Origin of the sequence: Pseudomonas sp. (assembly GCF_041601375.1) — a bacterium.
Lineage (GTDB): Bacteria > Pseudomonadota > Gammaproteobacteria > Pseudomonadales > Pseudomonadaceae > Aquipseudomonas.
Genome location: NZ_JBFIIG010000001.1, coordinates 16620 through 37027, shown reverse-complemented (window position 1 = coordinate 37027; position 20408 = coordinate 16620). Strand labels below are relative to the sequence as shown.

The following is a 20408-nucleotide window of genomic DNA, read 5'->3' as shown; positions in this document are numbered from 1 at the left end:
GTCAATCCTTTAGGCAGAGGGAGTCAGGCGCTCGAATAGCGCTTCCAGGGTGTCGAAGCGATGTTCCGGGCGCTCCATCGGCACCTGGAATTTGAACAAGGTGGCGCCTTCGAACTTGTAGCGGCTGGGCGCGCCCTGGATCAGCTTGATCAGGGTCAGGGGATCGACACAGGTATCGGCGGCGAATTCGATGCGGCCGCCTTGTGGGCCAGCATCGACCTTCTTGATGCCGAGCTCTTCCGCCTGCAGTTTCAGCAGGGTCAGGCGCACCAGGTTCTTGGTCGGTTCCGGCAGCAGGCCGAAGCGGTCGATCATTTCCACCTGCAGTTCTTTCAGGCCGTCTGCGTCGGCAGCCGACGCGATGCGCTTGTAGAGGATCAGTCGCGCATGCACATCCGGCAGATAGTCTTCGGGAATCAGCGCCGCTACCCTCAGGTTGATCTCCGGGCCGCCTCCCAGTGGTTGCTCGAGGTTGGGTTGCTCGCCCTTGCGGATGGCTTTCACCGCGCGTTCGAGCATTTCCATATAGAGGGTGAAGCCCACCGCCTGGATCTGCCCGCTCTGGCCGTCGCCGAGCAGCTCGCCGGCGCCGCGGATTTCCAGGTCGTGGGTGGCCAGGAGGAAGCCGGCGCCGAGATCCTGGGCGCCGGAGATCGCCTCGAGGCGCTTCTGTGCGTCGTCGGTCATCTGCTTGCGCGGCGGCGTCAGCAGGTAGGCGTAGGCCTGGTGGTGGCTGCGCCCGACCCGGCCGCGCAGTTGGTGCAGTTGGGCCAGGCCGAACTTGTCGGCGCGCTCGATGATGATGGTGTTGGCGCTGGGCACGTCGATGCCGGTCTCGATGATGGTCGAGGCGATCAGCACGTTGAAGCGCTTGTGGTAGAAGTCGCCCATTACCTGTTCCAGTTCGCGCTCGCGCATCTGCCCGTGGCCGATGCCGATACGCGCTTCCGGCACCAGTTCGGCGAGTTCGGCCGCGCATTTCTCGATGCTCTTCACATCGTTGTGCAGGTAGTAGACCTGGCCACCACGCAGCAGCTCGCGCAGCAGGGCTTCCTTGATGGTCGGGTTGTTCTGCTCCATGACGAAGGTGCGCACCGACAGCCGGCGCGCCGGCGGCGTGGCAATGATCGACAGGTCGCGCATGCCCGCCACGGCCATGTTCAGGGTGCGCGGAATCGGCGTGGCGGTGAGGGTGAGGATGTCCACCTCGCTGCGCAGGGCCTTGAGCTGTTCCTTCTGGCGCACGCCGAAACGGTGTTCCTCATCGATGATCACCAGGCCCAGGTTGTTGAACTGGACGTCGCCCTGCAGCAGCTTGTGGGTGCCGATGACGATGTCGACCTTGCCCTCGCTCAGCTGCTGCATGGCGCTGGCGACTTCCTTGGGGCTCTTGAAGCGGCTCATCACCTCGACATTCACCGGCCAGTCGGCGAAGCGGTCGCGAAAGCTGTTGTAGTGCTGCTGGGCGAGCAGGGTGGTCGGCACCAGCACGGCAACCTGGCGACCGCTGTGCACGGCGATGAAGGCGGCGCGCATGGCCACTTCGGTCTTGCCGAAGCCGACATCGCCGCAGATCAGGCGATCCATCGGCTTGGCCGAGAGCATGTCGTCGCGCACCGCGTCGATGGCGGTTTGCTGGTCCGGGGTTTCCTCGAACGGGAAGCCGGCACTGAAGGTCACGTAGTCGAGCTGCGGGTCGGCGAAGGCATAGCCCTCGCGGGCGGCGCGTCGGGCATAGATGTCGAGCAGTTCGGCCGCCACGTCGCGCACCTGTTCGGCAGCCTTGCGCTTGGCTTTCTGCCATATTTCCGAGCCGAGGCGGTGCAGTGGGGCGAGGGCATCGTCGCTGCCGGTGTAGCGGGCGATCAGGTGCAGGCTGGCCACCGGCACATAGAGCTTGGCTTCCTCGGCGTACATCAGGGCGAGGAATTCGGCGGCCTGGCCGTCGATCTCCAGGGTGACCAGGCCCAGGTAGCGACCGACGCCGTGATCGATATGCACCACGGGCGCCCCTTCGCGCAGTTCGGTGAGGTTCTTGATCACATTGTCGCCGCCGTCGCGCGACTTCTCGCGGCGGCGGCGCTGCATCACCCGTTGGCCGAACAGCGGGCTCTCGGCGATCAGGGCCAAGTCGTCGAGCACCAAACCGTGGTCGAGCGGGGCGATGCAGATACCCAGGCGTTCCTCGCTGGCGGTGAACTCCGGCCAGTTGGCCACTTCTCTGGGTTTGAGCTTGAGGCGGGCGAGCAGCTCCAGCAGCACTTCGCGGCGCCCGGCAGACTCGGCGCAGAACAGCACGCGGCCCTGATACTCCTCGATGAAGCGGCGCAGGGCGGCCAGGGGTTCGCTGGCCTTGGCCTGGATCGCCAGGTCGGGCAAGGGCTGGGCGTTGAAGCGCTGGCGGCCGACGCCCGGTTCGATGTCTTGCTCGCTGATGACGACCCGTGGCCAGTCTTTCAGGCGGGCGAAGCAGTCTTCGACCGGCAGGAAGATGTCCGCCGGCGGCAGCAGCGGGCGTTCGGGATCGACCCGGCGCTCCTCGTAGCGGTTGCGTGCATCGTTCCAGAACTGCTCGGCGGCCTTTTCCACGCCGGGCAGGGAAAACACCTGGGTGTCCTGCGGCAGGTAGTCGAACAGGGTCGCGGTTTCTTCGAAGAACAGCGGCAGGTAGTACTCGATGCCGGCCGGGGTGATGCCGGTGGACAGGTCCTGGTAGATCGGGCAGCGGCGGAAGTCGACGTCGAAGCGCTCGCGAAAGCGCCCGCGAAAATCGCCGACGGCTTTTTTCTCCAGCGGAAATTCGCGGGCCGGCAGCAGTTTGATCGACTCGACCTTGTCGATCGAGCGCTGGGTTTCCGGGTCGAAGGTGCGCAGGCTTTCTATCTCGTCGTCGAACAGGTCGATGCGAAACGGCTGCTCGCTGCCCATCGGGAACAGGTCGATCAGGGCGCCGCGCACGGCGAACTCGCCATGTTCGTAGACCGTGTCGACGCAGCGATAGCCCGCCGCTTCCAGGCGGGTGCGCATGTCCTTGACGTCGAGCTTCTGGCCGGCGTCCAGCACCAGGCTGCTGCCGAGCAGAAAACGCTTGGGGGCCAGGCGGTGTAGGGCAGTGGTGATCGGCACTACCAGGACGCCATGTTTCAGCTCTGGCAGGCGATAGAGCGCGGCAATGCGCTGCGAGATGATGTCTTGATGCGGTGAAAACAGGTCGTAGGGCAGGGTTTCCCAGTCGGGGAAGTGCAGAACCGGCAGCTCCGGGGCGAAGAAACTAAGCTCCTGCTCCAGGCGCTCGGCGTTCTGGCTGTCGGCAGTCAGTAGCAGGGTGAAGCGCTTGGCCGCGCTGGCGGCTTCGGCAATCGCCAGGCTCAAGGCGGCACCGGGCAGGTTGCCCCAGTGCTGTTTCCCGGCGGTGGCGGGCAGGGACGGTAGACGCAGTACGGACACGGGCGGCTCACGGGCATGGCGACTTGGCCCGCGATTGTAACTATCCGCGCTGGTTGCTGTCAGTGTTTCGTCCGTTGCAGATTGCCGGCGATTGTCTACGCCGTCATAATGTAGCCCCTTTTTTCAGCCCCTACATGTGGAAGGTACTGCCCGTGAATCAGAAGCCCGACCAGTGTCTCGGTGAGTGGATCGATCGTGAAGCCCTCGCAGAAGCGATGATTCCCTTGATTGGTCAACTCTACCGCAACAACAACGTAGTCACCTCGATCTACGGTCGTAGCCTGATCAACCGTTCGGTCATTCAGATTCTCAAGGCCCACCGCTACGCCCGCCACCGTCTGGATGGCGATGCCGAACTGTCGGTGCATGACACCTTTCCGATGCTCAAGACCATGAGCGAGCTCAAGCTGGGCGCCGCTTCCGTGGACCTGGGCCGGATGATGGCCAAGTACCTGGAAGAGGCCAATGGCCGCAGCATCGAGCAGTTCGTGCGCGACGAACTGGAGCCGGTAGCCGGTCAGCAGAATGTCGTGGCCCGCAAGGGCACCGATGTGGTGCTCTATGGTTTCGGCCGTATCGGTCGCCTGCTGGCACGCATCCTGATCGAGAAGACCGGTGGCGGTGATGGCCTGCGCCTGCGCGCGATTGTCGTGCGCAAGGGCGCAGAGAACGATCTGGACAAGCGCGCCAGCCTGTTGCGGCGTGACTCGGTGCACGGTCCGTTCGACGGCACCATCGTCGTCGACGAGGAAAACAACACCATCACCGCCAATGGCAACCTGATCCAGGTGATTTATGCCAAGTCGCCCAGCGAAGTCGATTATACCCAGTACGGTATCGACAACGCGCTGCTGGTGGACAACACCGGTGTGTGGCGTGACGCCGAGGGCTTGAGCCAGCACCTGGCCTGCCCGGGCATCGCTCGCGTGGTGCTGACGGCGCCCGGCAAGGGCGCGTTGAAGAACATCGTGCATGGCATCAACCATGGCGACATCACCGCCGACGACAAGATCGTTTCCGCGGCTTCCTGCACCACCAACGCCATCGTGCCGGTGCTCAAGGCGGTGAATGACAAGTACGGCATCATCAATGGTCACGTCGAAACCGTGCACTCGTACACCAACGACCAGAACCTGATCGACAACTTCCACAAGGGCAGTCGTCGTGGTCGTAGTGCCGCGCTGAACATGGTAATCACCGAGACCGGTGCCGCCACGGCCGCCGCCAAGGCGCTGCCGGTACTCAAGGGCAAGTTGACCGGTAACGCCATCCGCGTGCCGACGCCGAACGTGTCCATGGCCATCCTCAACCTGAACCTGGAAAAGGCCGCAACCCGCGAAGAGATGAACGAGTACCTGCGTTACATGGCGCTGCACTCGGATCTGCACAAGCAGATCGATTTCGTCAATTCCCAGGAGGTGGTCTCCACCGACTTCGTCGGATCGCGTCACGCCGGCGTGGTGGATGCCGAAGCGACCATCGCCAATGACAATCGTGTCGTGCTCTATGTGTGGTACGACAACGAGTTTGGCTACAGCTGCCAGGTGGTGCGCGTGATGGAAGACATGGTCGGGGTCAATCCGCCGGCTTTTCCGCACTAAGCGCTAGCGGCAATTGAAAAACGGGAGCCTCGGCTCCCGTTTTTTATGGCTATGCCCCAATTGGTCGTTGCAATGGCTGGCGGGCCAGAACACAGCCCCTGGCTCCTGCGAAGAGCTGCGGCTCCCGTAGGCTTTTTTATCCAGGCTTGCCGGTCAGTCGTCGAGCAGGTCGCTGCGCAGGCTGTCCGACAGTCCGTTGGGCGCCAGCCAGAGGCCCAGGTAGACGCTGGCCAGCTCCGGGTCGGTGCTGGTAAAGGCGATCTTGCCGTTGCGCTCCAGGCTCAGTCCGCTGGCAGCGGTGTAATTGAGGGCATAGCGGTCGCCCGGCTCGATATCCAGGAAGCTCGCGTGCAAGGCGTCCAGGTCGCTGCGCAGGCGCGCGAGCGCGGCGGTGTCATGTTGCCTGCTCAGCGTGGTCCAGGCGGCCTCGATCACGTCGTCGCGCTGGATTTTGCGGAAGTAGTAGAGTTCCAGGCGCTTGCTGCGTTGCCGGTCAAGGGCCCGGGCGGCGCTGACCTTGGGTTCTGCATAGAGGGCGGCGGCGTAGACGTCGACCCACAGGTAGCGCAGAACGCTTTGGTTCTTGCGCTCCAGGCTGGCTCGCTCCAGGGTCGCCTGGGCGGCGAAGTTCGCCTCACGCAAACGCTCGCCAGGGTCGGCGAGCAGGGCGGGGCTGAACAGGAGTAGGGTGCTAAGCGCCAGTAGTTTGTGCATGCGATGACTCCGGGAGGCGGGTAGCTGTCATTGCACCCGTGCAATGATTCCAGTCAAGTTTGGACTGTTGCGCCCTGTTACGGAAAACCCAAAATAAGCCAGCACTTGGGTGGTCAGTTGAGGGGCGCGTCTTTATAATCAAGCGGATTTTTTACCCGCGCTCGGCATCATTATTCACGTCAATAGCATTATTGGCGTGAATATGGCTATTAAGCATCCAGATGCCGCCCGTATTCTAAAAAAAGCTTATAAATCAGTGGTTAGGCAAACCTATGATCAAATTGAAACATGGGCTTGATTTGCCCATAACAGGCGCGCCGGCGCAGCGTATAGAGGCTGCAAGGCCGGTACGCAGTGTCGCCATCGTCGGCTTCGATTATCACGGCATGAAGCCGACGATGCAGGTGCAGGTCGGCGATCGAGTCAAACTCGGTCAGGTGCTGTTCTCCGATAAGAAGTCGCCAGGGGTTGATTACACTGCGCCAGGCGCCGGGGTGGTCAGTGCGATTCATCGCGGCGAGAAGCGCGTGTTGCAGTCGCTGGTGATCGACCTGGACGGCGATGAGCAACTGACCTTCGCCAGCTATCCGCTGGCCCAGTTGGACGGGTTGAGTGCTGAGCAGGTTCGCCAGAACCTGCAGCAGTCCGGTCTCTGGACTGCGCTGCGCACGCGTCCGTTCAGCAAGGTGCCTGCGGTAGACGCGCAGCCCCGCTCGATTTTCGTCACGGCCATGGACACCCAGCCGTTGGCGGCCGATCCGGCCGTGGTCATCGGCGAATATGCCGCCGATTTCGAAAACGGTCTCAAGGTGCTGGGCAATCTGGCCAAGGTCTTCCTGTGCAAGGCCGAGGGCAGCAAGCTGCCGGGCGAACAACTGAGCAAGGTGCAGACCGAGGCTTTTGCCGGTCCGCATCCGGCTGGTCTGGCGGGCACCCATATCCACTTTCTCGATCCGGTCGGTGCCAGCAAGAGCGTCTGGTCGATCAACTATCAGGACGTGATTGCCGTCGGCAAGCTGTTCACTACCGGGCAGTTGTGGGTCGAGCGCGTAGTCGCCCTGGCCGGCCCGGTGGTCGAGCAGCCGCGTCTGCTGCGGACCCGCCTGGGTGCCAGTCTGGATGAGCTGACTGCCGGCCAACTGCAGTCGGGCTATAACCGCGTGGTTTCCGGCTCGGTGCTGGGCGGGCGTACCGCTCAGGGCGCCTTCGCCTACCTGGGGCGTTACCACTTGCAGGTGTCGTGCCTGGCAGAGGGGAATGACCGCGAGATGCTGCATTACCTGCGCGCCGGGGTGAACAAGCATTCGGTGCTCAATGTGTTCGTTTCCAAGCTGGCGGCGGCGAAGAAGTTCGCCTTTTCCACCACCACCAATGGCAGCCCGCGTGCCATGGTGCCGGTCGGCAACTACGAAGAAGTGATGCCGCTGGATGTGCTGCCGACGCAACTGTTGCGCTACCTGATCGTTGGCGACACCGAGATGGCTCAGAAACTGGGCTGCCTGGAGCTCGACGAAGAAGACCTGGCGCTGTGCAGCTATGTCTGTGCCGGCAAATATGAATACGGCCCGATCCTGCGCGATAACCTCGCCCGTATCGAGAAGGAGGGTTAACCCATGGGTATTCGCGAATTCCTCAACAAGATCGAGCACAACTTCGAGAAGGGTGGCAGGTACGAGAAGTGGTACGCCTTGTACGAGGCGGTCGACACCTTCCTCTATCGTCCCGGTAGCGTGACCAAAACCACTGCCCACGTGCGTGACGGCATCGACCTCAAGCGCATGATGATCATCGTCTGGTTGTGCACCTTCCCGGCGATGTTCTTCGGCATGTGGAACACCGGTTATCAGGCCAACCTGATTTTCGCCCAGAGCCCCGAGCTGTTGGCGGCCCAGGAAGGTTGGCACTTTGCCTTGATCAGCGCGCTGGCCGGTTTCGACCCGAACAGCCTGTGGGACAACTTTGTCCAGGGCGCCGCCTGGTTCCTGCCGGTCTATGCGGTGATCTTCATCGTCGGCGGTTTCTGGGAGGTATTGTTCGCCTCGATCCGCAAACATGAAGTCAATGAAGGCTTCTTCGTCACGTCGGTGCTGTTCGCCCTGATCCTGCCGCCGAGCATTCCGCTGTGGCAGGTCGCCCTGGGCATCAGCTTCGGTGTGGTGATCGGCAAGGAAGTGTTCGGTGGTACTGGCAAGAACTTCCTCAACCCGGCGCTGACCGGCCGTGCCTTCCTGTTCTTCGCCTACCCGGCGCAGATGTCCGGCGATGCGGTCTGGACCGCGGTCGACGGCTTCGCCGGTGCCACCGCGCTGAGCCTGGCTGCGTCCGGCGGAATCGAAAACGTGATCGGTCAGGGCATTACCTGGATGGACGCCTTCGTCGGCACCATTCACGGCTCCCTGGGCGAAACCAGCACCCTGGCGATCCTGCTCGGCGGCGGTGTGCTGTTGCTCACCAAGATCGCTTCCTGGCGCATCGTCGCCGGCGTGATGTTGGGCATGATCGGTCTCAGCCTGCTGTTCAACGCCCTGGGTTCGACCACCAACCCGATGTTTGCCATGCCCTGGCACTGGCATCTGGTGGTCGGTGGTTTCGCCTTCGGCATGTTGTTCATGGCCACCGACCCGGTGTCGGCATCCATGACCAATACCGGCAAGTGGATTTTCGGTGCCTTGATCGGCGTGATGGTGGTGTTGATCCGCGTGGTCAACCCTGCGTTCCCGGAAGGCATGATGCTGGCGATTCTGTTCGCCAACCTGTTCGCTCCTCTGATCGACCATTTCGTCGTTCAAGCCAATATCAAGCGGAGGCTGGCACGCAATGTCTAGTCAAAAAGAATCCACCGCACGCACGCTGACGGTGGCCCTGCTGGTGTGCCTGGTGTGCTCGGTGTTCGTCGCCGGGGCCGCCGTGGCGCTCAAGCCGACCCAGGTGGAAAACAGCCTGCTGGATAAACAGCGCAGCATCCTGGCGATTGCCGGGTTGGGCGCGCCGGACATGTCCAGCGCCCAGGTCAAGGATATGTTCAAAAGCACGATCAAGGCCAAGCTGGTCGATCTGGAGTCGGGGACTTTTTCCGACGCCAAGGATCCAGTCACCTTCGATCCGCTGAAGGCCTCCAAGGATCCCAAGCTGTCCTCCGTGCTCAAGAGCAGTGAAGACATCGCCGGGATCAAGCGCCAGGAACGTTTCAGCACTGTTTATATGGTGGAGAAGGAGGGGCAGGTCGAAACCCTGATCCTGCCGGTGCGTGGCTACGGCCTGTGGTCGACCCTGCATGGTTTCATCGCGGTCAAAGGCGATCTGAACACCGTGGTCGGCATGGGCTTCTACCAGCACGGCGAGACCCCGGGTCTGGGCGGTGAAGTCGACAACCCGAAGTGGAAAGGCCAATGGCCGGGCAAGACCCTGTTCGACGAGGACGGCAAGCTGGCCGTGCAAATCGTCAAGGGTGGTGTCGATCCACAGAGTCCCAAGGCTGAGCATCAGGTCGATGGCCTGGCGGGCGCCACCCTGACCAGCAAGGGCGTGGACAACCTGCTGAAGTTCTGGCTCGGCCAGAATGGCTTCGGTCCGTTTATTGCGAACCTGCGCGCAGGGGAGGCTTGATCATGTCGCAACCTACGATCAAACAAGTACTGTTGGATCCGATCTTCAACAACAACCCCATCGGCCTGCAGATCCTCGGCATCTGCTCGGCCCTGGCGGTGACCTCGAACCTGAAAACCGCGCTGGTGATGTCGGCGGCGTTGACCCTGGTGACCGGGTTCTCCAACCTGTTCATCTCGATGATTCGCAGCCAGATTCCCGGCTCGATCCGCATGATCGTGCAGATGGTGATCATCGCGTCCCTGGTGATCGTGGTCGACCAGGTGCTCAAGGCCTATGCCTTCAGCCTGTCCAAACAGCTGTCGGTGTTCGTCGGCCTGATCATCACCAACTGCATCGTGATGGGTCGCGCAGAGGCCTTTGCCATGCAGAACCCGCCGGTGCTGTCGTTCTTCGACGGTATCGGTAACGGCCTCGGTTACAGCGCCATGTTGATTGCCCTGGGCATCATCCGCGAGCTGTTCGGTGCCGGCAAACTGATGGGTTACGAGATCATTCCGGTGATCAACGACGGCGGCTGGTACCAGCCTAACGGCATGCTCTTGCTGCCGCCGTCGGCGTTCTTCCTGATCGGCCTGTTCATCTGGGGGGTTCGCGTCTGGAAGACCGACCAGATCGAGAAGCCGAGCTTCAAGATGGCGCCTCAGGTATCCAGCAAGGAGGCCTACTAATGGAGCACTACATCAGTCTGTTCGTCCGTGCGGTGTTCGTCGAGAACATGGCGCTGGCGTTCTTCCTCGGCATGTGTACCTTCATTGCCATTTCGAAAAAGGTCGAAACGGCTATCGGCCTCGGTATTGCCGTGGTCGTGGTGCTGGGTATCACCATGCCGGTGAACAACCTGATCTACACCAATCTGCTCAGGGATGGTGCGCTGGCCTGGGCCGGGTATCCGCAGGTCGATCTGAGCTTCCTCGGCTTGCTGACCTTCATCGGCGTGATCGCTGCGATCGTACAGATCCTCGAGATGACCCTGGATAAGTACGTGCCCTCGCTGTACAACGCGCTCGGCGTATTCCTGCCGTTGATCACGGTGAACTGCGCGATCATGGGCGGCTCGCTGTTCATGGTCGAGCGCGACTACAACCTGGCGGAAAGCACCGTTTATGGTGTCGGGGCCGGTGTGTCCTGGGCGTTGGCGATTGCCGCTCTGGCGGGGATTCGCGAGAAGCTCAAGTACAGTGACGTGCCAGCGGGTCTTCAGGGGCTGGGCATCACCTTTATCACCATCGGTCTGATGTCTCTGGGCTTCATGTCCTTCTCCGGCGTGCAGTTGTAAGGAAGGGATGAGTAGATGATCAATTTCGAGATTTTCATCGCGATCGGCATGTTCACCGGCATTGTGCTGGCGTTGGTGCTGATCATTATCGCTGCGCGCGCCCAGCTGGTTTCCAGTGGTGACGTGAGCATCGAGATCAATGGCGAAAAAACCATTGTGGTGCCAGCCGGCGGCAAGTTGCTGCAGACCCTGGCGGCCAACAATATCTTCCTGTCGTCCGCTTGTGGTGGTGGCGGTACCTGCGCCCAGTGCAAGTGCGTGGTGGAAACAGGCGGTGGCGAAATGCTGCCGACCGAAGAAGCCGCCTTCACCCGCCGCGAAGCCAAGGCTGGCTGGCGTCTGTCCTGCCAGACCCCGGTCAAGCAGGACATGAAGATCGAGGTGCCGGAAGAGGTCTTCGGCGTGAAGAAGTGGGAATGTACGGTGTTGTCCAACCCGAACGTGGCCACCTTCATCAAGGAGCTGACGCTGAAACTGCCGGAAGGCGAGAACGTCGACTTCCGTGCCGGTGGTTACGTGCAACTGGAGTGCCCGCCGCACGAGGTGCACTACAAGGACTTCGATATCCAGGAGGAATATCGCGGCGACTGGGACAAGTTCAACCAGTGGAAGTACGTGTCCAAGGTCGAGGAGACCACGATCCGGGCCTATTCCATGGCCAACTACCCGGAAGAAGTGGGGCTGGTGAAGTTCAACATCCGTATCGCCTCGCCGCCGCCGGGCAAGGACGATCTGCCGCCGGGCAAGATGAGCTCCTATGTGTTCAGCCTCAAGCCGGGCGACAAGATCGACGTGTACGGTCCGTTCGGCGAGTTCTTCGCCAAGGAAACCGATGCCGAGATGGTCTTTGTCGGTGGCGGTGCCGGCATGGCGCCGATGCGCTCGCACATCTTCGACCAGCTCAAGCGTTTGAAGTCCAAGCGCAAGATCAGCTTCTGGTACGGCGCGCGCTCCATGCGCGAAGCCTTCTACGTCGAAGAGTACGACCAGCTGCAGGCCGAGAACGACAACTTCAAGTGGCATCTGGCGCTGTCCGATCCGTTGCCGGAAGACAACTGGACCGGCATGAAGGGCTTCATCCACAACGTGCTGTTCGAGAACTACCTGAAGGACCATCCGGCTCCGGAAGATTGCGAGTTCTACATGTGCGGCCCGCCGATGATGAACGCCGCCGTGATCAAGATGCTGATCGACCTGGGTGTGGAGGAGGACAACATCCTGCTCGACGACTTCGGCGGCTAAGCATGAAGTCAGCGGTAGTCCGGCCCGTTATCGCTGTCGCTTTTGCGGCAGCCCTAACGGGCTGTTTGCATTCTGAGACGGTCGAGGAGTTCGGTGGCCCGACCATGGGCAGCACCTATTCGGTCAAGTATGTCACCGGCGAGGGTGTCGCCGATGCGCCGAGCCTGAAGGCCGCGACCGAGGCGATTCTGCTTGAAGTCGATCGGCAGATGTCAACTTACCGCGACGATTCGGTGATCTCGACGTTCAACCGGGCGCCGGCGGGCAGTTGTATGGACGTGCCTGTCGGGGTGCTCGAGGTTGTGCGCATGGGATTGGCGTTGGCCGAGGAAAGTGGTGGCGCTTTCGATCCGACCCTCGAGCCGTTGCTCAACCTGTGGGGCTTCGGTCCGCAGGCGCGGATCGAGCGTGTGCCGAGTGCCGAGCAATTGGCCGAGGCGCGCCAGCGCAGCGGCTACCGGTATCTGCGCATCGACGGGCAGCAGTTGTGCAAGGATGTCGATCTGCAGCTGGATCTCAACAGCATCGCCGCCGGTTACACGGTGGAGAGAATCGTCAGCAGCCTGACCGAGCTGGGCGTCACCAGCTACCTGGTGGATGTCACCGGGGAACTCAAGGCCGTCGGCAAGAAGCCGGATGGCCAGCCTTGGCGCATCGCCATCGAGGCACCTCGCGATGATCAGCGGGTGGCACAGAAGATTCTAGAACTGGATGGTTACGGTATTTCCACCTCGGGTGATTACCGCAACTATTTCGAGGAAAACGGCGTGCGCTACTCGCATACGCTCGATCCGCAAACCGGTGCGCCCATCACCCATACGCTGGCCGCGGTGACGGTCGCCGATCCGTCGACCTTACGCGCCGATGGCTTGTCTACAGTACTGATGGTGCTGGGGCCGGAGCGGGGGATGGCCTACGCCGAACAGGCCGGCATCGCCGCGTTTTTCGTGACCCGTGAGGGCGAGAGCTTCGTCACACGGGGGAGCACGGCTTTCGAGCGGCTATTCGCTGCAGGAGAAGAGCAATGATTTGGTTGATCGTATTTTTCACCATGCTGTTGGTGGTGTCGTTGATGGCCGTTGGCGTGATCATGGGGCGTAAACCGATTGCCGGTTCCTGTGGTGGCATTGCCAATCTGGGCATCGAGAAGGAATGCTCGATTTGCGGCGGGAGCCGTGAGAAGTGCGAAGAGATAAACAGTGCGCCGCAGAGCAACTCCGGTGCGCAGGCCTACGACGCGACCAAGCGCTAATCGCCATTTGCCGGCCTGCATGGCAGGCTGGCGAATCACGTATCGATTGCCGGACTGCCCAGGTGCAGTGCCGGCCCTGCCGAGAGTGTGGCACAAGCGCTCCGGTGTGATCTGAAGGAGTAAACATGGCGGTCTACAACTACGACGTAGTGGTGCTGGGTTCGGGCCCAGCGGGAGAGGGCGCGGCAATGAACGCCGCCAAGGCGGGGCGCAAGGTGGCGGTGGTCGATAGCCGGCGCGAGGTCGGTGGCAACTGCACCCACCTGGGCACCATCCCGTCCAAGGCGTTGCGCCATTCGGTGCGGCAGATCATGCAGTTCAACACCAACCCTATGTTTCGTCAGATCGGCGAGCCGCGCTGGTTTTCCTTCCCCGATGTGCTGAAAAGCGCCGAGCGGGTGATCACCAAGCAGGTGGCCTCGCGCACCGGTTACTACGCGCGCAATCGCATCGACCTGTTCTTCGGAACGGGCAGCTTTGCCGATGAGCAGACCATCGAGGTGGTCTGTGCCAATGGCGTGGTGGAAAAGCTGGTGGCCAAGCAGATCGTCATCGCCACCGGCTCGCGTCCCTATCGTCCGGCGGACGTCAACTTCCATCATCCGCGGGTGTACGACAGCGACACCATCCTCACCCTCAGCCACACACCGCGCCGGCTGATCATCTACGGGGCCGGGGTCATCGGTTGCGAGTATGCGTCGATCTTCAGCGGCCTCGGCGTGCTGGTCGACCTGATCGACAACCGTGACCAGCTGCTGAGCTTCCTCGACGCGGAAATATCCGATGCGCTCAGCTATCACCTGCGCAATAACAACGTATTGATTCGCCATAACGAAGAGTACGAGAGCATCGAAGGTGTCGATAACGGCGTGATTCTGCATCTCAAATCGGGCAAGAAGATCAAGGCCGATGCCTTGCTCTGGTGTAACGGTCGGACCGGCAACACCGACCAGCTCGGCCTGGAAAACATCGGCATCAAGGTCAACAGTCGCGGGCAGATAGAAGTCGACCACAGTTACCGCACCGAAGTGTCGAACATCTTCGCTGCGGGTGACGTGATCGGTTGGCCGAGTCTGGCCAGTGCCGCCTACGACCAGGGGCGTTCGGCCGCGGGCAATATCGTCGAGAACGACAGCTGGCGTTTCGTCGACGATGTCCCGACCGGCATCTACACCATCCCGGAGATCAGTTCGATCGGCAAGAACGAGCGCGAGCTGACCCAGGCCAAGATTCCCTACGAAGTGGGCAAGGCGTTCTTCAAGAGCATGGCGCGGGCGCAGATCTCCAACGAGCCGGTGGGCATGCTGAAGATCCTGTTCCACCGCGAGACACTCGAGGTGCTCGGCGTGCATTGCTTCGGCTACCAGGCCTCGGAGATCGTGCACATCGGTCAGGCGATCATGAACCAGAAGGGCGAGGCCAACAGCATCAAGTATTTCGTCAACACCACCTTCAACTACCCGACCATGGCCGAGGCTTACCGGGTAGCGGCGTTCGACGGCCTCAACCGGCTTTTTTGAACGGCTCCGACCGGTGGCCTGAGCCGGTCGGGGAAGATCCGTTCAGCGACTCCCCGGCGTGGCGCTGGCCGAACCGGGAGAGCTTCTGATCAGGCAGCAATAGAAAAACCGGCCTTGTGTGGCCGGTTTTTTATTGCCCGCTTTTTAGGTGGCGGTAGTCGAGTACAAGGCTGGCTTCATCGCTGCGCGTCCCGAGCCAAGCTATGCGCCACCCAGGGTCTGTACCGCCAGGCCGGGGAAGTCGGTAATCAGGCTGTCCACGCCGAAATCGACGAGTCGGCGCATCAGTGCCGGTTCGTTGACCGTCCAGACCGAGACATGCAAGCCGGCTTTCTGCGCTTTCAGCAGGCGTTCCGGGGTGCACAGGGTCCAGTTCAACGCCAGCAGGTTGCAGTCATAGTGCTGGGCCACTTTCAGCGGGTCGAGCCAGGCGTGTTCGGCCACCAGGCCGCGGGCAAGCTGTGGTGTCAGGCGCTTGAGGGCACTCAGTACTTCCCGTGAACTCGAGGTGACCGTGACTTTATCGGTCAGCTCATAGCGCGCGGTCAGCTCGGCAATCGCCTCGACCATCTTCGCCGCGCGGGCTTTGGAGGCGCTCTTGACTTCAAGTTGCCAGTGCTCGAAGGCGCACTTCTCGAACAGTTCGGCCAGGCGGGGAATCGGGCAGGGGGTTTTCCAGCCGGGGCCTCCTTTGCGCGCGTCATAGCGCACCAGGTCGGCGGCGTCGTGTTCGACCACCTTGCCGCGATGGCCGGTGGTGCGTTTCAGGGTCGGGTCATGAATCACCATCAACTCGCCGTCACGCGACTGGTGCAGGTCCAGTTCGCAGCGGCGCACGCCATGTTCCAGACACTGCTGGAAGCTGGTCAGGGTGTTTTCCGGTGCTTCGCCTTTGGCGCCGCGGTGGCCGTAGATCAGGGTCACGGTTGCTCCTTCGCAGGGTCGCTGGTGCGCGGCTGATGGTGGCGCACGCTGTTGATCACGTGGTCGTACTCGAAGTACACACTGAACTCGCGGTAATCCCAGCGGCTAATCGGCGGACTGCCGACCGCAGGGTGTTCTTCATCGGCCAGGCCGAAGCGCTCCAGAACCGAACGTTGCGATTCGCCGCGGTGCGGCAGTTGCACGCTGGCGGCACCTTGTTGGCCGAGGGGGATCTGCAGGGTGTCGGCGTTGGCGCCGAACGGCAGGCACAGGAGCAAGGCTAGAAAGAGGCGTGGCATGGGGGGCTCGTCACTGAGGCTGGGGTTGTTCACGGGCCTGACGGCGCTCCAGGGCTTGGCGCTGGAGGATATGTCGGGCCAGTAGCTGGCGCTGTGCGTCGGTCAAGGCCTCGAACTCGGTGCCGATCTCGAACTGTTGCTCGGCGAGCGCCTGGCAGTGAATCACCTTGGCCCGCAACAGCAGGCCGAGCGCCTGCGGCATCAGCACTATCTTGATCGCCAGATGGCTGCCGACGGCCAGGTTCTGGCTGCTGTTGAAACTCACCCCACCCTCGGAAAGGCAGACCCGCCGCGGTGTGCCGATGTCGCGCAACAGGCTCTGGGCCACGGCCTGGCCGAGCAGGTCGATGCGCTTGTTGATCACCTTGAGGTAGTTGGCCAGGGTGCGGTCGCGCTCGCTGATATGGCGCAGCAGGTGCTGTGACTCGAAGTCCAGCAGGTGCAATTCGCTGAGCAGATTGAACAGTGGCGAGTTGTCGTGAAGTTCGTCGCTGGCCAGCGCCTCGGCGCCCGACAGCGGGGTGAATTCCAGTGCGATCGTATCGTCGATACGATAGTATTCGCGGCGGTCATCTTCATCTTGAGTCGACATGGCGAACCCATGGCAGTAGTAGTGGTCTGAGTGTAAGGCCGCTGGCCAGGCCCTGCCACAAGGACGTTCCTCTTTCCCGCGAATCAGCCCCCGACATGTTCAGACCCCTGTTCGTATATATAGGTACGCGTTACACACGCGCCAAACGCCGCAATCACTTCGTGTCCTTTATTTCCCTGACTTCGATGATCGGGCTGGCACTCGGTGTGCTCGTGATGATCGTGGTGCTGTCGGTGATGAACGGCTTCGACCATGAGATGCGCACCCGCGTGCTGGGTATGGTGCCGCACGCCACTGTCGAGTCGGAGACGGCCATCGATGATTGGCGCAGCCTCGCCGACCAGGCGCTGGAGAACCCGCAGGTATTGGCCGTTGCGCCATTCAGCCAGATGCAGGGCTTGCTCACGCATGAGGGCAAGGTGCAGAAGGTGTTGATCAACGCCGTCGATCCGCTCGAGGAAGCGAAGGTTTCGATCATCGGCGATTTCTTTCAGCAAGGTCGCTTGCAAGACCTCGAAGCCGGTGCCTTTGGCATTGTCATTGGCGACAAGGCAGCCGCCAAGCTGGGCGTGAGCCTGGGCGACAAGATCACCTTCGTCGCCCCCGAGGTCACGGTAACGCCGGCGGGCATGTTTCCGCGGCTCAAGCGGTTCACCGTGGTTGGCATCTTTCATGTCGGCGCCGGGGAGATCGATGGCTACGTGGCGATGACCCATGTGCAGGATCTGGCGCGCCTGCAGCGCCGCCAGGCGAATCAGGTGCAGGGCATCCGCCTGAAGGTCGCCGATCTGTTTCAGGCGCCGCGCACGGCCTGGGCGTTGGCCCAATCCCTGGGCGAGCGCGAGTATTACGCCCGCGACTGGACCCGTACCCATGGCAACCTGTATCAGGCGATCCGCATGGAAAAGGCCATGATCGGCCTGCTGCTGTTGCTGATAGTGGCGGTCGCCGCGTTCAACATCATCTCCACGCTGGTCATGGTGGTGACGGACAAGAAGGGCGACATCGCCATCCTGCGCACCCTCGGCGCCACGCCTGGGCAAATCATGGCCATCTTCATGGTCCAGGGCACGGTGATCGGCGTGGTCGGCACCCTTATCGGCGCGTTGCTGGGAATCTTCGCGGCACTCAATGTCAGTGCCAGTATCGCTGCGCTGGAGCGCGCGCTGGGCATGCGCTTTCTCAATGCAGACGTCTATTTCATCGACTACCTGCCATCGCAACTGATGCTCGCGGATGTACTGCTGGTCTGCGCCGCTGCGCTGGTTCTGAGTTTTCTCGCCACCCTTTATCCGGCCTGGCGCGCGGCGCGTACCCAGCCCGCGGAGGCACTGCGTTATGAGTGATCAGGTTATGCAAGAGCGTGCTGTGTTGAGTTGCCGCAACCTCGGCAAAAGCTACGAGGAAGGACCGCAGTCGGTGGTGGTGCTGGAAGGCTTGCAGCTGGAACTGCACCCCGGCGAGCGGATGGCGATTGTCGGCAGTTCCGGCTCGGGCAAGAGCACCTTGCTGAACATGCTCGGTGGCCTGGATACGCCCAGTGCCGGTAGCGTCTGGCTGGCGGGCGAGGAACTGTCGGCGCTGAGCGAGAAGGAGCGTGGCCTGCTGCGCAACCGCTCGCTGGGCTTCGTCTATCAGTTCCATCACCTGCTGCCGGAGTTCACGGCACTGGAAAACGTCTGCATGCCACTGCTGATCGGGCGCACGCCGATTGCCGAGGCGCGTCAGCGGGCGACCGCGCTGCTCGAACGGGTCGGGCTCGGCCATCGCCTGGCGCACAAGCCGGCGGAGCTGTCCGGTGGCGAGCGCCAGCGCGTGGCGATTGCCCGTGCCCTGGTCAATCGACCGGGGCTGGTGCTGCTCGACGAGCCTACCGGCAACCTCGATCATCACACCGCCCAGGGCATTCAGGACCTGATGAGGGAGTTGAGCAGCGCGTCGCGTACCGCTTTCCTGGTGGTGACCCACGACCTGGAACTGGCCCGACAGATGGATCGCATCCTGCGCCTGGAAGACGGCAAGTTGGTGGCCGCCTGATGTTCCGCCCTCTGAGTCTGTACATCGGTACCCGCTACACCCGGGCCAAGCGGCGCAACCATTTCATTTCCTTTATTTCTCTGACCTCGATGATCGGCCTCGCCCTGGGTGTGTTGGCGATGATCGTGGTGCTGTCGGTGATGAATGGGTTTCAGAAGGAAATGAGCTCGCGGATCCTCGGCTTGGTACCGCATGCGGCGATCTCCGGAGTTGAGCCACTGGATGATTGGCAGGCGGTGGCCGCGGCTGCCAAGCGCAATCCACAAGTGGTGGCCGCCGTGCCCTTTGCCGAGCTGGAAGGCATGTTGTCCTACCGTGGCGCGATGCAGCCGATTCAGTTGCAGGGCATCGATCCCGAGTTGGAGCCGCAGGTGTCGATCATTGCCGAGCATATGACCCAGGGGCGCCTGGGCGATCTGCAGGCCGGTGAGTTCGGCGTGGTGATCGGCGAAATTACCGCCCGGCGCTTTCAGCTGAAGCTCGGCGATCGCTTGGCGCTGATCGTGCCCGAGGCCAGTTCGGTGCCCGGTGGTATCACGCCGCGCATGCAGGCGGTCAATGTGATCGGGGTGTTCAAGGTCGGTGCCGAGCTGGACAGCTCGCTGGCCTTGCTGCATGTCGCCGATGCCGCGCAGATCCAGCGCTTGCAGCCGGGCCAGGTGCCTGGTGTGCGTTTGAAACTGCAAGATCTGTATCAGGCGCCGCAGGTGTCGGCCGCCATCGTCAGCGAGTTGGGCGAGGGGTTTCGAGCCAGCGACTGGACGCTGACCCAGGGCAGTCTGTTCAGTGCCATGAAGATGGAAAAGACCATGATCGGCTTGCTGTTGCTGCTGATCGTGGCCGTGGCTGCGTTCAATATCATTGCCACCTTGATCATGGTGGTCGCCGACAAGGGGGGGGATATCGCCATCCTGCGGACCCTGGGTGCGACCCCTGGGCAGATCATGGGCATATTCATGGTCCAGGGCACGGTGATCGGGGTGGTTGGCACGCTGATCGGTGCCGTGCTGGGCATCGTCGCGGCGCTGAATGTCAGCCAGTTGGTCGGCTGGATCGAGCGTCTCAGCGGTCAGCAGGTGCTCAGCTCGGATGTCTACTTCATCAGCAATCTGCCGTCCGAGTTGCTGTTCGCCGATGTGCTGCTGATCTGCGGCGCGGCCTTTGCCCTGAGCTTTCTCGCGACCCTCTATCCGTCCTGGCGGGCCGCCGGGATTCAGCCGGCGGAAGCCTTGCGCTACGAATGAGCTAGTCTCTGTGCACGCCAAAAGCCGTTACGCGAGTAACGGCTTTTTCGTTTCAGGGCTGGTGAAGAAGCTATCGATTAATCCGGCTTGTTCTGGCGGCGTTGTTCCTGGCGCTTGCGCCAGCTGCGCCTTACCCACCAGTGCCAGTAGGTGTTGGTAGCCAGGTAGCCCAGCGCGGCCAAGAGCAAGCCGAGCACGAAGGAACCCAGGAGCAGAGGTTGCCAGTGGGTCTGCAGCATATGGCCGACCCAGCTCAGGGTGATCTCTTCGGGCATGCGCAGGGTGGGGGTGCTGGTCATCCAGGCGCCGAACTTGTAGCTGCAATAGAACACCGGCGGCATGGTGATCGGGTTGGTCAGCCAGACCAGTCCAACGGAGATGGGCAGATTGGCGCGTGCGGGAATGGCGACCAGTGCGGCGGCGACCATTTGCAGCGGCATGGGGATCATCGCCCAGAACAGGCCGATGGCCACGGCGCGAGCCACCGAGTGGCGGTTGAGGTGCCAGAGGTTGGGGTCGTGAATCAGGGCGCCGAGAAAGCGCAGAGACTTGTTGGCCTTGATGCGGTCCGGGTGCGGCATGTAGCGCTTGAAGAAACGACGCGGCATCGTGGCTCTCTGGCGGGCTAAAAGCGCCAATATTATGCACAGA

At 62.0% G+C, this 20408-nt stretch carries 19 protein-coding genes; 13 read left to right on the top strand and 6 right to left on the bottom strand.

What is annotated here, in order from left to right; genetic code table 11:
- Window positions 1-9 precede the first annotated feature (9 nt).
- Complete coding sequence (mfd, locus tag ABZE94_RS00180) at window positions 10-3447, bottom strand: transcription-repair coupling factor (protein WP_372873519.1); 3438 nt, start codon at window positions 3445-3447, stop codon at window positions 10-12.
- A gap of 134 nt (window positions 3448-3581) precedes the next feature.
- Between mfd and ABZE94_RS00175 the strand changes: the two genes are divergently transcribed.
- Window positions 3582-5048: a glyceraldehyde-3-phosphate dehydrogenase gene (locus ABZE94_RS00175; RefSeq protein WP_372873518.1), complete on the top strand. Its 1467-nt coding sequence runs from the start codon at window positions 3582-3584 to the stop codon at window positions 5046-5048.
- 153 nt (window positions 5049-5201) lie between these two features.
- On the opposite strand, the gene ABZE94_RS00170 is transcribed toward ABZE94_RS00175, so the two are convergent.
- Entirely contained in the window at window positions 5202-5762 is a 561-nt protein-coding gene (locus tag ABZE94_RS00170) for a chalcone isomerase family protein (protein ID WP_372873517.1), read from the bottom strand.
- A 272-nt stretch (window positions 5763-6034) separates the two neighbouring features.
- Here ABZE94_RS00170 and ABZE94_RS00165 point away from each other — a divergent pair, with 272 nt between their 5' ends.
- The 9 genes from ABZE94_RS00165 (at window position 6035) to sthA (ending at window position 14661) form a co-directional block, all read left to right on the top strand.
- Entirely contained in the window at window positions 6035-7372 is a 1338-nt protein-coding gene (locus ABZE94_RS00165; protein ID WP_372873516.1) for a Na(+)-translocating NADH-quinone reductase subunit A, read from the top strand.
- A 3-nt stretch (window positions 7373-7375) separates the two neighbouring features.
- Window positions 7376-8587: an NADH:ubiquinone reductase (Na(+)-transporting) subunit B gene (locus ABZE94_RS00160; RefSeq protein WP_372873515.1), complete on the top strand. Its 1212-nt coding sequence runs from the start codon at window positions 7376-7378 to the stop codon at window positions 8585-8587.
- Window positions 8580-9368: a Na(+)-translocating NADH-quinone reductase subunit C gene (locus ABZE94_RS00155; protein WP_372873514.1), complete on the top strand. Its 789-nt coding sequence runs from the start codon at window positions 8580-8582 to the stop codon at window positions 9366-9368. Before ABZE94_RS00160 ends, ABZE94_RS00155 begins: the two co-directional genes overlap by 8 nt.
- Window positions 9365-10039, top strand: coding sequence for an NADH:ubiquinone reductase (Na(+)-transporting) subunit D (locus ABZE94_RS00150; RefSeq protein WP_372873513.1), 675 nt, complete (start codon window positions 9365-9367; stop codon window positions 10037-10039). The genes ABZE94_RS00155 and ABZE94_RS00150 overlap by 4 nt, the downstream gene beginning before the upstream one ends.
- Window positions 10039-10647, top strand: coding sequence for an NADH:ubiquinone reductase (Na(+)-transporting) subunit E (gene nqrE / locus ABZE94_RS00145; protein WP_372873512.1), 609 nt, complete (start codon window positions 10039-10041; stop codon window positions 10645-10647). The genes ABZE94_RS00150 and nqrE overlap by 1 nt, the downstream gene beginning before the upstream one ends.
- Before the next feature lie 15 nt (window positions 10648-10662).
- On the top strand, window positions 10663-11889 hold the full coding sequence (gene nqrF, locus ABZE94_RS00140; RefSeq protein WP_372873511.1) for an NADH:ubiquinone reductase (Na(+)-transporting) subunit F: 1227 nt from the start codon (window positions 10663-10665) through the stop codon (window positions 11887-11889).
- Window positions 11890-11891: 2 nt separating this feature from the next.
- Complete coding sequence (locus ABZE94_RS00135) at window positions 11892-12917, top strand: FAD:protein FMN transferase (RefSeq protein WP_372873510.1); 1026 nt, start codon at window positions 11892-11894, stop codon at window positions 12915-12917.
- On the top strand, window positions 12914-13141 hold the full coding sequence (gene nqrM / locus ABZE94_RS00130) for a (Na+)-NQR maturation NqrM (protein WP_372873509.1): 228 nt from the start codon (window positions 12914-12916) through the stop codon (window positions 13139-13141). Before ABZE94_RS00135 ends, nqrM begins: the two co-directional genes overlap by 4 nt.
- A 125-nt stretch (window positions 13142-13266) precedes the next feature.
- A complete protein-coding gene (gene sthA / locus ABZE94_RS00125) occupies window positions 13267-14661 on the top strand; it encodes a Si-specific NAD(P)(+) transhydrogenase (protein ID WP_372873508.1) in 1395 nt (464 codons plus the stop codon).
- 201 nt (window positions 14662-14862) lie between these two features.
- Here sthA and ABZE94_RS00120 read toward each other — a convergent pair whose 3' ends face one another.
- From ABZE94_RS00120 to ABZE94_RS00110, 3 genes are read right to left on the bottom strand one after another with little or no spacing between them, the layout of a single operon-like run.
- On the bottom strand, window positions 14863-15585 hold the full coding sequence (locus tag ABZE94_RS00120; protein ID WP_372873507.1) for a glycerophosphodiester phosphodiesterase: 723 nt from the start codon (window positions 15583-15585) through the stop codon (window positions 14863-14865).
- Window positions 15582-15884 (bottom strand): phosphodiesterase, encoded by a 303-nt coding sequence (locus tag ABZE94_RS00115; protein WP_372873506.1) that lies wholly within the window; start codon window positions 15882-15884, stop codon window positions 15582-15584. Before ABZE94_RS00115 ends, ABZE94_RS00120 begins: the two co-directional genes overlap by 4 nt.
- Window positions 15885-15894: 10 nt before the next feature.
- The gene (locus tag ABZE94_RS00110) at window positions 15895-16476 is read right to left on the bottom strand and encodes a PilZ domain-containing protein (RefSeq protein ID WP_372873505.1); all 582 of its coding nucleotides are present in this window, start codon (window positions 16474-16476) and stop codon (window positions 15895-15897) included.
- Between the two features lie 95 nt (window positions 16477-16571).
- Here ABZE94_RS00110 and ABZE94_RS00105 point away from each other — a divergent pair, with 95 nt between their 5' ends.
- Genes ABZE94_RS00105 through ABZE94_RS00095 form a run of 3 tightly spaced genes read left to right on the top strand, consistent with a single transcriptional unit; the run spans window position 16572 to window position 19757 of the window.
- A complete protein-coding gene (locus ABZE94_RS00105) occupies window positions 16572-17822 on the top strand; it encodes a lipoprotein-releasing ABC transporter permease subunit (protein ID WP_372873504.1) in 1251 nt (416 codons plus the stop codon).
- 7 nt (window positions 17823-17829) lie between these two features.
- Complete coding sequence (lolD, locus tag ABZE94_RS00100; RefSeq protein WP_372873503.1) at window positions 17830-18513, top strand: lipoprotein-releasing ABC transporter ATP-binding protein LolD; 684 nt, start codon at window positions 17830-17832, stop codon at window positions 18511-18513.
- A complete protein-coding gene (locus ABZE94_RS00095; protein WP_372873502.1) occupies window positions 18513-19757 on the top strand; it encodes a lipoprotein-releasing ABC transporter permease subunit in 1245 nt (414 codons plus the stop codon). The genes lolD and ABZE94_RS00095 overlap by 1 nt, the downstream gene beginning before the upstream one ends.
- 77 nt (window positions 19758-19834) lie before the next feature.
- Here ABZE94_RS00095 and ABZE94_RS00090 read toward each other — a convergent pair whose 3' ends face one another.
- Entirely contained in the window at window positions 19835-20365 is a 531-nt protein-coding gene (locus ABZE94_RS00090) for a DUF2062 domain-containing protein (RefSeq protein WP_372873501.1), read from the bottom strand.
- Window positions 20366-20408 lie beyond the last annotated feature (43 nt).

What these genes read in the sequence shown, in the direction of transcription:
- ABZE94_RS00090 (WP_372873501.1), bottom strand. Translation starts at nt 20,365, where the DNA reads ATGCCGCGTCGTTTCTTCAAGCGCTACATGCCGCACCCGGACCGCATC.
- ABZE94_RS00135 (WP_372873510.1), top strand. Translation starts at nt 11,892, where the DNA reads ATGAAGTCAGCGGTAGTCCGGCCCGTTATCGCTGTCGCTTTTGCGGCA.
- nqrF (WP_372873511.1), top strand. Translation starts at nt 10,663, where the DNA reads ATGATCAATTTCGAGATTTTCATCGCGATCGGCATGTTCACCGGCATT.
- nqrM (WP_372873509.1), top strand. Translation starts at nt 12,914, where the DNA reads ATGATTTGGTTGATCGTATTTTTCACCATGCTGTTGGTGGTGTCGTTG.
- ABZE94_RS00095 (WP_372873502.1), top strand. Translation starts at nt 18,513, where the DNA reads ATGTTCCGCCCTCTGAGTCTGTACATCGGTACCCGCTACACCCGGGCC.
- ABZE94_RS00105 (WP_372873504.1), top strand. Translation starts at nt 16,572, where the DNA reads ATGTTCAGACCCCTGTTCGTATATATAGGTACGCGTTACACACGCGCC.
- lolD (WP_372873503.1), top strand. Translation starts at nt 17,830, where the DNA reads ATGCAAGAGCGTGCTGTGTTGAGTTGCCGCAACCTCGGCAAAAGCTAC.
- sthA (WP_372873508.1), top strand. Translation starts at nt 13,267, where the DNA reads ATGGCGGTCTACAACTACGACGTAGTGGTGCTGGGTTCGGGCCCAGCG.
- ABZE94_RS00110 (WP_372873505.1), bottom strand. Translation starts at nt 16,476, where the DNA reads ATGTCGACTCAAGATGAAGATGACCGCCGCGAATACTATCGTATCGAC.
- nqrE (WP_372873512.1), top strand. Translation starts at nt 10,039, where the DNA reads ATGGAGCACTACATCAGTCTGTTCGTCCGTGCGGTGTTCGTCGAGAAC.
- ABZE94_RS00175 (WP_372873518.1), top strand. Translation starts at nt 3,582, where the DNA reads ATGTGGAAGGTACTGCCCGTGAATCAGAAGCCCGACCAGTGTCTCGGT.
- ABZE94_RS00160 (WP_372873515.1), top strand. Translation starts at nt 7,376, where the DNA reads ATGGGTATTCGCGAATTCCTCAACAAGATCGAGCACAACTTCGAGAAG.
- ABZE94_RS00170 (WP_372873517.1), bottom strand. Translation starts at nt 5,762, where the DNA reads ATGCACAAACTACTGGCGCTTAGCACCCTACTCCTGTTCAGCCCCGCC.
- ABZE94_RS00155 (WP_372873514.1), top strand. Translation starts at nt 8,580, where the DNA reads ATGTCTAGTCAAAAAGAATCCACCGCACGCACGCTGACGGTGGCCCTG.
- ABZE94_RS00165 (WP_372873516.1), top strand. Translation starts at nt 6,035, where the DNA reads ATGATCAAATTGAAACATGGGCTTGATTTGCCCATAACAGGCGCGCCG.
- ABZE94_RS00115 (WP_372873506.1), bottom strand. Translation starts at nt 15,884, where the DNA reads ATGCCACGCCTCTTTCTAGCCTTGCTCCTGTGCCTGCCGTTCGGCGCC.